This window comes from Delftia sp. ZNC0008, assembly GCF_000799035.1.
Lineage (GTDB): Bacteria > Pseudomonadota > Gammaproteobacteria > Burkholderiales > Burkholderiaceae_C > Comamonas > Comamonas tsuruhatensis.
Map to the genome: position 1 here is coordinate 1 of NZ_JTKZ01000689.1, position 10,332 is coordinate 10,332.

Sequence of the window (10,332 nt, forward strand, 5' to 3'; positions counted from 1 at the left end):
CCAACGCCCGCCGCAGCCGTAGCTGCCGTTGAAACGCCAAGGACGGAACCGGCGCCCACACCCGCCCCCACTCCCGCACCCACGCCCCGGCCGCAAGAGCCAGTCGCCCAGGCCGAGGCGCGCCCTGATCCGCAAGCGCCCTTGCCCGCTGCCGGCAGCACCGTATCCGGCACGGTCGAACCCATGCCCGTCGTGGCAGCGGCCGGCGCTGCGGGAGCCGTCGCGGCCACTGCAGCTGCAGCCATTCCCGTCAAGGCCGCGTTGGTGCCAGCCAAAGCACCTGCGCCAGCGCCAGCGTCCGTGCACGCAGCCACGGCAGCGCCCGCCAAGCCCTCCAAGGTGGCGGCTGAAACCAAACCAGCCAAACCAGCCAAGCCCGCCAAGCCCGCCGAACCCGTCGCAAAGGCCCCGGCACCTGCCAAGCCTGCCTCGGCGGCTCTGGAGCCGGGCAACTACTACATCAACATCGGCGTGTTCTCTGAAGCCGCCAATGCCGGGCGCGTGGTGGAGCGGCTGGAGAAAGCCAAGCTGCCCACGCTCAGCCAGACCCTGCACAGCAACAAGGGCGATATCGTGCGCGTGCGCTCGGGCCCCTTCGCCAAGCAGCGCAGCGCCGATCAGGCGGCGGCCAGGATACGCGCCATGGGCCTGGAGGCCACGGTCTTCCACCACGCCCCCGCGGAAGGCCGCAGCGCGCGGCGGTGATGCCCTGGCAGCACCTTGGCAATGCCTTCGTGATGCCTTTGCTGCCGCCTGTTACTTCCGCATGCCAATGGCACCGCCCGAGCCCGGCTAAGGTATGCGGCGTTGTCCGAGGCGATGCGCCAGCGCCCGCCCTGATACTGCGCAGCACACACCCCCTGAATTGAGGAGACAGACCATGCCGACGATCACCACCCCAGCCCTGCACCGCCGCCTTGCCGCCCTGGCCCTGCTGGGCGCCACCACTCTGGTTGCGGGTTGCGCCGGCATGGGCAATCCTTTTGGCGGCAGCAGCGGCGGCGCGGCGCAACCGGCCCCGCGCCCCGTGCAGGTCTGCAATGCGGCATCGGCCCAGTCCTTCGTGGGCAAGAGCAATACCTCGGCCACGCTGGAGGCCGCCCGCAAGCAGTCGGGCGCCTACATGGCCCGCGTGCTGCGCGAAGGCCAGCCAACGACGATGGAGTTCAACCAGGAACGCCTGAACCTGGTGGTCGATGGAACCGGCCGCATCGTGGCCGTGCGCTGCGGCTGACCGCCGACCGATTGCGCTGTGGCGCTGGATGAAGAAAGGACGCCAAGGCGTCCTTTTTCAATGGCCGTTGGCCCGCTCACTCGGCCAGGAACAGCTCCTGCAGGTCGCTGAGGAAGTCAAAACCCCGCTCCGTGGGCACCACCCGGCCCAGGTCGCGCGTGATCAGGCCCTTGGCCTGTGCCGCATCCAGCCCCTTGGCGATGGACGACAGCGGCAGGCCCGTACGCTCCATGAAGTCCTGCAGCGCAAAGCCTTCGCGCAGGCGCAGCGCGTTGAGCATGTACTCGAAGGGCAGGTCGGCGCGGCGCACCTCGCCGTCCTGCGCCAGTGGCGCGCCGGCCAGAGCCTGGTCCATGTAGCGCGCGGGATCGCGAAAGCGCACCTGGCGCACGATGCGGTGGGCAAAGCTGAGCTTGCTGTGCGCGCCCGCGCCAATGCCCAGGTAGTCGCCGAACTGCCAGTAGTTGCGGTTGTGCCAGCACTGGTGGCCCTCGCGCGCATAGGCCGATATCTCGTAGCGCTGCATGCCTGCGGCGGCGGTGCGCGCGGTGATGCGGTCCAGCATGTCGTAGGCCAGGTCGTCCTCGGGAATGGCCGGCGGGAACTTGGCGAAATACGTATTGGGTTCGATGGTCAGGTGATAGACCGACAGGTGCGGCGGCGCGAAGGACATGGCCACGTCCAGGTCCCGCGCCAGGTCCAGTTCGGTCTGGCCGGGCAGCGCGTACATCAGGTCGATGTTGAAGGTCTCGAAGCTGTCGGCCGCCTCGCGCACGGCCGCACGCGCCTGGGCGCCGTCGTGCACGCGGCCCACGGCCTGCAGCAGGCGGTCGTCGAAACTCTGCACGCCAATGGACAGCCGCGTGACGCCGGCCGCACGGAAGGCGCGGAAGCGGTCGGTCTCGAAGGTGCCGGGGTTGGCCTCCATGGTGATCTCGCAATCGGCCTCCATGCGCAGGCGCGCGCGGATGGCAGCCAGCAGCCGGTCGATGGCCTCGGGCGAGAACAGGCTGGGCGTGCCGCCGCCGATGAAGATGCTGTGCACCGTGCGGCCCCAGATCAGCGGCAGCGCGCTCTCCAGGTCGGCGACCAGGGCGTCGATGTAGCGGTCTTCGGGCAGCTCGGGGCCGTCGCGGCCGTGCTCGTGCGAGTTGAAGTCGCAGTACGGGCACTTGCGTATGCACCAGGGCAGGTGCACGTACAGCGACAGCGGCGGCAGGCTGCCCAGCTGCAGCGTGCCGGGGCGCATGTAGTGCTGGATGTCGCGCTGCACGGCGGCCTGGGCGCCGGAGGCCGCATCCTGGGGCTGGATGGGAATCATCGCACCCAGCGCTCGCGCACGAGTTCGATCATCTGCAGCGTGGCGCGGCCGCGGTGGCTGTGCGCGTGCTTCACGGCCGGGTCCATCTCGGCGAAGGTCTGGCCCAGCTCGGGGATGTACATCACGGGGTCGAAGCCGAAGCCCTGCGTGCCACGGCGCTCGGTGGTGATCTCGCCGAGCACACGGCCCATGGCGATCAGCGGTTCGGGATCCTTTGCGCTGCGCACGCCCACCAGGGTGCTGACCATGGCGGCGCGGCGGTCGGCCACGCCCTGCATCTGCTCCAGCAGCGCGCGCACGTTGTTGTCATCGCTTTTCTCGTAGCCGAACTGCGTGCAGTAGTAGGCCGTATCCACGCCCGGCAGCCCGCCGAAGTGCGAGACGCACATGCCGGCGTCGTCGGCAATGGCGGGCAGGCCCGTGCGCTCGGCCGCGAAGCGGGCCTTGGCCAGCGCGTTCTCCACAAAGGTGCAATGCGGCTCGGGCGCCTCGCCCTCGAACAGGTCGCCCTGGCGGATCAGCTCCACCCCCAGCGGGGCGAACATGGCTTGCAGCTCGGCGAGCTTGCCGCGGTTGTTGGAGGCCAACACAATCTTCATCGTAGAAATCCATTCGGGCGCCCGTGCGCCCTTTGTCGTCAATAGGTTCGGTAGTCCATGCGCGCCAACGGCACCGCTGCCGCGGGCCGGCAGCGGCGGTCAGCGCTTGAACTGGCGCTCGGCCGAGCGGCGTATCGCTTCGTTGATCTCGGCGATGGAGCGCTCGATGGCCGCGTCGTCGAGCTCATCTTCCAGGTCTTCGATTGCCCCGCCCTGGATCGTGGATTCAAACGCGTCGTTCTCGATGTCCTGGGTGGAGATGCCCATGGTGGACTCGAAGGCGTCTGGCGTCTCCCACTCCATGGCAATGGCCGTGACGTTGTCGCTGGCATCGCCCGCATTGCGCAGCGCCGTATCGACCAGCTGGGGAATGGCCTGGGACACGGTGCGGCCGTGCAGGGTGCGCAGCAGGTGCCCTTCGTCCACGCTGCCCCACAGGCCGTCGGAGCACAGCAGCAGCTTGTCGCCCTGCTCCAGCCGGCGCGGCTCGGTCACGTCGTAGATGGGCTTGGACGGAGAGCCCAGGCAGGTGAACAGCACGTTGCGGCTCGATGTCTTGAGCTGGGCCGCGATCTCGCCCATCTCCAGATAGGAGTGATCGCGCGTGCGCACCAGCAGCTCGCCGCCGCGCACCAGGTACAGGCGCGAGTCGCCGCAATGGATCCAGGTGATCTTGCCCTTCTGGATGACGGCGGCGACCAGCGTGGTGCGCGGCGTGTCGATCATTCCCTTGGCGCTGGCATAGCGCAGGATCTGCCGGTGCGCGTGCAGCAGCGCATCGACCAGAAAGCCCTGCGGATCTTCGAGCAGCGGCTTGGCCTGGCGCTGGAAATGCACGGACATCACCTGCAGCGCCAGCTGCGCGGCGACCTCGCCTTCGGGATGGCCGCCCATGCCGTCGGCCAGCACGAAGAGCACGGCTTCCCGCGTGTAGCAGTAACCCATGCGGTCTTCATTGAGCGCACGGCCGCCGCGGCGGCTCAGCTGGAATACCGAAAACCTCATGGCTTGCGCTCCTGGCCCACGGCTGGCAGGCCCGCTGCGCCGCTGATCTTTTGCATGTTCTTCTTGGCGTCGGTCACCAGCGTGTCCAGTTGCAGGCGCATGCGCTCGGAGACGCTGAGCTTGGTGTAGCGGCGCTCGCCTTCGCGGCTCAATTCCTTTTGCAGCGCAAACACCGACTGCGGACGCGATCCCGGGTCCACGGCCATGCACCACTCGACCACCTCGATGAGGTTGTCCGAATACACGCCGCGCAGCTTGGTCAGCGCCAGCGTGAGCCGGTCCTTGTCCTGGCGCTGCGGCGCCTCGTTGGGCGGAAATCCCTGCATGCAGGCATAGATGCAGGCGCCGATGGCGTAGATGTCGGTCCAGGGACCCAGCGATGCGTCGCGGCGGTACATCTCGGGCGCGGCAAAGCCCGGCGTGTACATGGGGCGGATGAAGTTGCCTTCCTTGGACAGCACCTCGCGCGCCGCGCCGAAGTCGATCATCACGGCACGGTCGTCATTGGTGATGAAGATGTTGGCCGGCTTGATGTCCAGGTGCAGCATCTTGTGCTGGTGCACGATGCGCAGGCCGCGCAGCACCTCGTCGAACAGCGAGCGAATGGTCGATTCGCGGAACACCTTCTCGGCCTTGAACTCGCGCGCGGTGACGACGAAGTCCTGCAGGGTGGCACCCTCCAGGTAGTTCATCACCATGTAGACGGTTTCGTTCTCGCGAAAGAAATTGAGCACGCTGACCACGGAAGCGTGCGAGATCTGCGCCAGTGAACGCCCTTCCTCGAAGAAGCTCTTGAGGCCCAGGCGGTACAGCGAAAGTTTTTCGGGCGCCACGGCGGGCTGCAGCTCTCCGGGGGCACGGGTGGCCAGCGAGGCGGGCAGGTATTCCTTGATCGCCACCTGCTTGCCCTCTGCATCCAAGGCCAGGTAAACGACGCCGAAACCGCCGGAAGCAAGCCTGCGCACCACCCGATAGCCGCCGATCGTGCTGCCTGGCGGCAATGGCGCCGGCTTGATCTTGGAAGACATTTTTCTCCGGTGAGTCTCAGGGATGGGGCGAAACCCGGATAATCGGGCAATTGCAAGCATCCATCAAAAGTCCAATGCCAGTTTACAGCATGACCGGATACGCCAGTGCCCAGCACGGCGCGTCCGAAGAAGATGGTGGAGCGTCGGGCCGCAACAGCCGGCTCGGTCTGGAGATCCGCTCGGTCAACAGCCGCTTCCTGGATCTTTCGTTCCGCCTGCCCGACGAACTGCGCGCGCATGAGCCAGCCTTGCGGGCCCTTTTGACCGCCCGCCTCAAGCGCGGCAAGGTCGAGGTGCGCGCCGCCATCGACAACGACGACGGCAACTCCCTGCCCGACCCCTCCACCGCCATGCTGCAGCGCCTGGCCATGCTCCAGGACACTGTCCAGTCCTGGCTGCCCGACGCCCGCAGCCTGTCCGTCTCCGACGCCCTGCGCCTGGCCAGCGGCAGCGGCAACTCGGCCGTTGACTGGAGCAGCGTGCTGCCCACGCTGGCAGAGCAGGCCCTGACCGAACTGCTGGAGGCCCGCGCCCGCGAAGGCAAGCGCCTTGCCACCATGCTGCTGGACCGCATCGCGCAGCTGCGCAAGCTCGCGGCAGATGCCACGCCCCTGGTGCCCCAGCTCGTAGAGCAGCAGCGCCTGCGCTTCATGGAGCGCTGGAATGAAGCGATGGCCCTGGCCGAAGGCGCCGTGGCGCCCGAAGCCGCCCAGGACCGCGCCCTGACCGAGGCCACCGCCTTTGCCATCCGCATCGACGTGGCCGAGGAAGTCACCCGCCTGGACTCGCACCTGGACGAGATCCAGAGCCTGCTCAAGAAGGGCGGCGAGATCGGCAAGCGCCTGGACTTCCTGATCCAGGAACTGCACCGCGAAGCCAATACGCTGGGCTCCAAGTCCGCCACGCTGGAGCTGACCCGCATCAGCGTGGACATGAAGGTGCTGATCGAGCAGATGCGCGAGCAGGTGCAGAACATCGAATAAGCCCAACACAGATGCCCATGCGTGAACACACTGCGCAAAATTCCATGGATTACCCCGGAAACCTCTTTGTCGTCTCGGCCCCCAGCGGGGCCGGCAAGTCCAGCCTGGTGCGCGCGCTGCGCGAGTTCGATGCGCGCGTCTCCCCTTCCGTCTCCCACACCACGCGCGCGCCGCGTGGCCAGGAAAAGCACGGCCGCGAGTACTACTTCGTCTCCGACCAGGAGTTCGACGCCATGGTGTCGAACAACGCCTTCGTCGAATGGGCAAACGTGCACAGCCGCCGCTACGGCACGGCCAAGAAGGCGCTGGAAGAGCGCATCCAGGTCGGCACCGACGTGCTGCTGGAGATCGACTACCAGGGCGCACTGCAGGTCAAGCAAGCGTTTCCGAACGCCGTGCTGATCTTCATCCTGCCGCCCAGCTGGGACGAACTGCGTGCCCGCCTGGAAAACCGGGGCGAGGACGCGCCCGAGGTGATCGAGCTGCGCCTGAAGAACGCGGCCGAGGAGATGGCCCAGGTGGCGAAATTCGACTTCGTTATAATCAACGAATTGTTCGAGAGCGCACTGTTTGATCTCAAGACGATCATCCACGCCCAGCGCCTCAAGTATGCGGCTCAGCGCAGCCGCCGCGCAGAGACCTTCGAGTCTCTCAATATTTCTGAACCCAACTGACGTTTCCCGGAGATCCTGATGGCACGCATCACTGTTGAAGACTGCCTGGAGCAGATCCCTAACCGCTTCCAGCTCGTGTTGGCCGCCACTTACCGCGCACGCATGCTGAGCCAGGGTCACACGCCCAAGATCGAAACCAAGAACAAGCCCGGCGTCACCGCGCTGCGCGAGATCGCCGAAGGCAAGGTCGGCATCGAGATGCTGAAGAAGGTTCCGGGCTGATTTGCTGCAAAGCAACACAATGGCCCCACAAAGAGCACCGCACAGCGGTGCTTTTTTTACATGAAGCCTGCACAAACCAGCATGCACGCTACATTTAAGTCATGAAAGCGGCCTTGACTTCGTTCACAGCCCCCTCTGATCCCGTACCGCCACCCCGGCCCGAGCGCATGTCTGCAGAGCAGGCAACCGCCGTGTCGGCCAATGCCTTTGCCGGACTGATGGAGCACCTGGGATACCTGGATGCCACCAGCATCGAGCAGGTGCGCGAAGCCTATGCCTTCGCCGACCAGGCCCACAGCGACCAGTGGCGCAGCAGCGGCGAACCCTATATCACCCATCCCATCGCGGTCACGGCGCTGTGCGCGAGCTGGAAGCTCGACGCCCCGGCCCTGATGGCCGCGCTGCTGCACGATGCGATGGAAGACTGCGGCGTCACCAAGGCCGATCTCGCCCAGCGCTTCGGCCAGGACGTGGCCGAGCTGGTCGACGGCCTCACGAAGCTGGACAAGCTGCAGTTCAACACGCGCGAAGAGAACCAGGCGGAATCCTTCCGCAAGATGCTGCTGGCCATGGCGCGCGATGTGCGCGTGATCCTGATCAAGCTGGCCGACCGCACCCACAACATGCGCACCATGGGCGACATGCCGCGCAGCAAGTGGGGCCGCATCTCGTCGGAAACGCTGGAGATCTACGCACCCATCGCCCACCGCCTGGGGCTGAACCAGACCTACCGCGAGCTGCAGGACCTGGCCTTCCGCCACCTGCATCCCTGGCGCTACGCCACGCTGGAAAAAGCCATCGCCCGCTCGCGCAAGCGACGCCGCGACCTGGTCCAGCGCGTGCAGGACGAGGTCAATGCCGAGTTCGCCGGCGCGGGGCTGCAGGCCCGCCTTGCCGGCCGCGAAAGCACGCTGTATTCGCTCTATCTGCGCATGGAGAAGAACCAGCTGAGCTTTGCCAAGGTGACGGACATCTACGGCTTTCGCATCATCTTGCCGCGCGTGATCGATTGCTACACGGCGCTGGGCGTGCTGCACCAGATGTACAAGCCCATGCCGGGCCGCTTCAAGGACTACATCGCCATTGCCAAGAACAATGGCTACCAGTCGCTGCACACCACGCTGGTGGGCCCCTCGGGCGTGAACATCGAGTTCCAGATCCGCACCGAGGAAATGCACATCGTCGCCGAGGCCGGCGTGGCCGCCCATTGGCTCTACAAGGCCCAGCCCGGCCACGATTCCGAGCAGCTGGGCACGCAGTGGCTCCAATCGCTGCTGGACATCCAGAACGAGACGCGCGATGCCGCCGAGTTCTGGGACCACGTCAAGGTGGACCTGTTCCCCGACGCCGTCTACGTGTTCACGCCCAAGAGCGAGATCATGGCCATGCCGCGCGGTGCCACCGTGGTGGACTTCGCCTATGCGATCCACAGCAAGGTCGGCAACCACATGACCGCCGCGCGCATCAACAACGAGGAAGTGCCGCTGCGCACCGAACTCAAGAGCGGCGACGTGGTGCAGATCGTCACCTCCGAAGACGCCACGCCCAACCCGGCCTGGCTGGGCTTCGTCAAGACCGGTCGCGCGCGCTCCAAGATCCGCCATTACCTGAAGTCGGCCGCGCAAAGCGAATCGGCACGCCTGGGCGAGAACCTGCTGGCCCAGGCCATGCGCGCCGAAGGCATGGACGCCGTGCCGCCGGCCGATGAAGCCAACCAGGCGCTGTGGGACGAAGTGCTGCGCATGGCAGGCAGCCGCAGCCGCGCCGACCTGATGGTGGACATCGGCATGGGCCGGCGCATTGCGTCGCTGGTGGCCTCGCGCCTGACGGCGCTGATGGCGCGCCACGGCCACCGGCCCGACGCCCTGCTGCTCACGCGCGAACGCTTCAATGCCAGCAACCGGCCCTTCCAGGGCGCCGTGCTGCTGGACGGCTCCAACCAGGGCTCCATCCACTACGCGCAGTGCTGCCGGCCCGTGCCGGGCGACGCCATCGTGGGCTATCTGGGCAGCGGCGAAGGCCTGATCGTGCACCACGCGCAATGCAAGATCGCACAGCGCCTGCAGGAAAAGGACAGCGACCGCTTCATCGTCGTGGAATGGGCAGATGACATCGATGCCGCGCGCCTTTTCGAGGCCCGCATCGTCGTCACCGTCAACAACGGCAAGGGCGTGCTCGCCCGCGTGGCAGCCGAGCTGGCCGGCGCCGAAGTGGACATCCTGCGCGTGGACATGGCCGACGAGGCCGCCATGAGCACCACGGACCTGTGCTTCGTGATCTCGGTGCACGACAACCAGCAGGTGGAGTCCGCGCTGCGCAACCTGCGCCGCGTGCACTCGGTGGTGCGCGCATCGCGCGTCATCCCCTGAACACTGCCCCGCTCCTGCGGGGCTTTTTCATTGCTCCAGGTCCTGGGCCAGCTGCTGCAGCAACGGGCCGCAGTCCTGCTCGATCTTGAGGGCCAGCAAATCCTCGGAGCGCATGCGGCCCTGGTTGATGGCGGCCACCGGCTTGCCCTGGGCCACGGCCTCATGCACGAAGCGCAGGCCTGAATACACCATCAGCGAAGAACCGGCGACCAGCAGCCCGCCGGCCTGCTGCAGCATGGCGCGCACGGCCTGCACCCGCTGGCTGGGCACGCCTTCCCCATAGAACACCACATCGGGCTTGAGCACGCCGCCGCAGTGCGGGCAGGCCGGCACGTCGAAGCGGCTGAAGTCGCGCCCCTCCAGATCGGCATCGCCATCGGGCGCGGCCTGGGCGCTCAGGCCGGCCCAGCCGGGGTTGCGCTGCAGCAGCATGGCCTGCAGCGCGGCGCGCTCCATGCCGGCGCCACAACCCATGCAGCGCACGGCGGCAATGCGGCCGTGCAGGTCGATGACACCCTCGCTGCCTGCTGCCGTATGCAGGCCGTCCACATTCTGGGTGACCAGGCCTTCGATCCATCCGCGCTGCTGCAACTGCGCCAGTGCCGCGTGGGCCTGGCCGGGCCTGGCCTGCGCCATCACGGGCCAGCCCAGCAGGCTGCGCGCCCAATAGCGCTGGCGCGTGGCATGGCTGCCCATGAAGGCCTGCAGCGTCACCGGCTGGGGGCGCTTCCACTGGCCTTCCAGATCCCGGTAGTCCGGAATGCCGGAGCCCGTGCTGCAGCCCGCGCCCGTCAGCACCAGCCAGCGCCGGCCGGGCGGCAGCAAGGCGCGCAGGGCCAGCGCGGCATCGTGCAGAACCGGGGATGGTGATGGCGGCGGAGCGATGGCGGTCATGGC

11 protein-coding genes are annotated in these 10,332 nt (G+C 67.0%); 6 read left to right on the forward strand and 5 right to left on the reverse strand.

What is annotated here, in order from left to right; translation table 11 throughout:
* Positions 1-141 precede the first annotated feature (141 nt).
* The gene (locus tag L995_RS22430; protein WP_231574506.1) at positions 142-705 is read left to right on the forward strand and encodes an SPOR domain-containing protein; all 564 of its coding nucleotides are present in this window, start codon (positions 142-144) and stop codon (positions 703-705) included.
* A gap of 175 nt (positions 706-880) precedes the next feature.
* Positions 881-1,234 carry an I78 family peptidase inhibitor gene (locus tag L995_RS22435; protein ID WP_016454730.1) on the forward strand — a complete coding sequence of 118 codons (354 nt, stop codon included), beginning with the start codon at positions 881-883 and terminating at the stop codon, positions 1,232-1,234.
* Positions 1,235-1,310: 76 nt separating this feature from the next.
* On the opposite strand, the gene hemW is transcribed toward L995_RS22435, so the two are convergent.
* The 4 genes from hemW to L995_RS22455 all read right to left on the reverse strand — a co-directional run bounded on the left by hemW (position 1,311) and on the right by L995_RS22455 (position 5,187).
* Positions 1,311-2,555, reverse strand: a complete 1,245-nt coding sequence (gene hemW / locus L995_RS22440) for a radical SAM family heme chaperone HemW (protein WP_047473775.1) — start codon at positions 2,553-2,555, stop codon at positions 1,311-1,313.
* Entirely contained in the window at positions 2,552-3,154 is a 603-nt protein-coding gene (gene rdgB / locus L995_RS22445) for an RdgB/HAM1 family non-canonical purine NTP pyrophosphatase (RefSeq protein WP_016450315.1), read from the reverse strand. The genes hemW and rdgB overlap by 4 nt, the downstream gene beginning before the upstream one ends.
* Before the next feature lie 99 nt (positions 3,155-3,253).
* On the reverse strand, positions 3,254-4,159 hold the full coding sequence (locus L995_RS22450) for a PP2C family protein-serine/threonine phosphatase (protein WP_016450314.1): 906 nt from the start codon (positions 4,157-4,159) through the stop codon (positions 3,254-3,256).
* The gene (locus L995_RS22455) at positions 4,156-5,187 is read right to left on the reverse strand and encodes a serine/threonine protein kinase (protein WP_047473776.1); all 1,032 of its coding nucleotides are present in this window, start codon (positions 5,185-5,187) and stop codon (positions 4,156-4,158) included. Before L995_RS22455 ends, L995_RS22450 begins: the two co-directional genes overlap by 4 nt.
* A gap of 89 nt (positions 5,188-5,276) precedes the next feature.
* On the opposite strand from L995_RS22455, the gene L995_RS22460 reads away from it, so the two are divergent.
* The 4 genes from L995_RS22460 to L995_RS22475 all read left to right on the forward strand — a co-directional run bounded on the left by L995_RS22460 (position 5,277) and on the right by L995_RS22475 (position 9,435).
* Positions 5,277-6,170: a YicC/YloC family endoribonuclease gene (locus tag L995_RS22460; RefSeq protein WP_047473777.1), complete on the forward strand. Its 894-nt coding sequence runs from the start codon at positions 5,277-5,279 to the stop codon at positions 6,168-6,170.
* Between the two features lie 44 nt (positions 6,171-6,214).
* On the forward strand, positions 6,215-6,844 hold the full coding sequence (gmk, locus tag L995_RS22465) for a guanylate kinase (protein WP_016450311.1): 630 nt from the start codon (positions 6,215-6,217) through the stop codon (positions 6,842-6,844).
* Positions 6,845-6,862: 18 nt separating this feature from the next.
* The gene (gene rpoZ / locus L995_RS22470; RefSeq protein ID WP_016450310.1) at positions 6,863-7,066 is read left to right on the forward strand and encodes a DNA-directed RNA polymerase subunit omega; all 204 of its coding nucleotides are present in this window, start codon (positions 6,863-6,865) and stop codon (positions 7,064-7,066) included.
* A gap of 101 nt (positions 7,067-7,167) precedes the next feature.
* Positions 7,168-9,435 (forward strand): RelA/SpoT family protein, encoded by a 2,268-nt coding sequence (locus L995_RS22475; protein WP_016450309.1) that lies wholly within the window; start codon positions 7,168-7,170, stop codon positions 9,433-9,435.
* A gap of 27 nt (positions 9,436-9,462) precedes the next feature.
* Here the strand turns inward: L995_RS22475 and L995_RS22480 are convergent, their stop codons facing one another.
* Positions 9,463-10,329: an NAD-dependent protein deacetylase gene (locus tag L995_RS22480; protein WP_047473778.1), complete on the reverse strand. Its 867-nt coding sequence runs from the start codon at positions 10,327-10,329 to the stop codon at positions 9,463-9,465.
* Positions 10,330-10,332 lie beyond the last annotated feature (3 nt).

Bases quoted from the DNA above. Each gene is read 5' to 3' on its own strand.
- rpoZ (WP_016450310.1), top strand. From the start codon at position 6,863: ATGGCACGCATCACTGTTGAAGACTGCCTGGAGCAGATCCCTAACCGC.
- gmk (WP_016450311.1), top strand. From the start codon at position 6,215: ATGGATTACCCCGGAAACCTCTTTGTCGTCTCGGCCCCCAGCGGGGCC.
- L995_RS22460 (WP_047473777.1), top strand. From the start codon at position 5,277: ATGACCGGATACGCCAGTGCCCAGCACGGCGCGTCCGAAGAAGATGGT.
- L995_RS22435 (WP_016454730.1), top strand. From the start codon at position 881: ATGCCGACGATCACCACCCCAGCCCTGCACCGCCGCCTTGCCGCCCTG.
- L995_RS22450 (WP_016450314.1), bottom strand. From the start codon at position 4,159: ATGAGGTTTTCGGTATTCCAGCTGAGCCGCCGCGGCGGCCGTGCGCTC.
- hemW (WP_047473775.1), bottom strand. From the start codon at position 2,555: ATGATTCCCATCCAGCCCCAGGATGCGGCCTCCGGCGCCCAGGCCGCC.
- rdgB (WP_016450315.1), bottom strand. From the start codon at position 3,154: ATGAAGATTGTGTTGGCCTCCAACAACCGCGGCAAGCTCGCCGAGCTG.
- L995_RS22475 (WP_016450309.1), top strand. From the start codon at position 7,168: ATGAAAGCGGCCTTGACTTCGTTCACAGCCCCCTCTGATCCCGTACCG.
- L995_RS22480 (WP_047473778.1), bottom strand. From the start codon at position 10,329: ATGACCGCCATCGCTCCGCCGCCATCACCATCCCCGGTTCTGCACGAT.
- L995_RS22455 (WP_047473776.1), bottom strand. From the start codon at position 5,187: ATGTCTTCCAAGATCAAGCCGGCGCCATTGCCGCCAGGCAGCACGATC.